This is a genomic window from Rhizobacter sp. P2_H2 (assembly GCF_056403375.1).
The window spans coordinates 1-507 of the sequence record NZ_JBFUFP010001868.1; the positions used below are offsets into that span (position 1 = coordinate 1).

Here is a 507-nt window from a genome sequence, read left to right on the forward strand (position 1 = left end):
CGGTTCTGCTGGTGGATGCGCGAGGCCGCATCGAGCATGCGAACGCTGCAGCCACGGCGTGCTTCGGCGGCCCCCTGCCGGGGCGCGAGGTTGCCGACGTGTTCAACGGCACGGTGCGCCGGAGCGACCGTGCGGCGTTGTGGCCGCAAGGCGATGCGCCGCAGCACGGCTTCGAATGCGAATCCCAGGACACGCAGCATCGGCGCCTCGTCGTCAGGGTGACGGTCCGGGCCGGGGTCTTCGGTGGACCGTCCGGTTGGACGATTGCCGTGCGCGACTGCACCGCCGAGCAACTGTTGCGGGAGCAGCTTGATGCAGCGCTGCGCCTGCTCAACCACGACCTGCGCGCCCCGCACTCCAACATCCTCGGCGTGCTCGAACTGTGGCGGCTGCGCCAGGGCACGATGAGCGAAACCGACCTGCTTTCGCAGGTGGAAAACAGCGCGGCCGCCGCGTTGTCGATGGCCGACAACTTCGTCAGCCATGTGCGGGCGCAGCAGGCGGAGC

General features: G+C 69.4%; 1 pseudogene. It reads left to right on the forward strand.

The features are described 5' to 3' along the window. Positions 1-507: pseudogene (locus tag AC1D15_RS36680) on the forward strand (hypothetical protein); the annotation flags it as partial.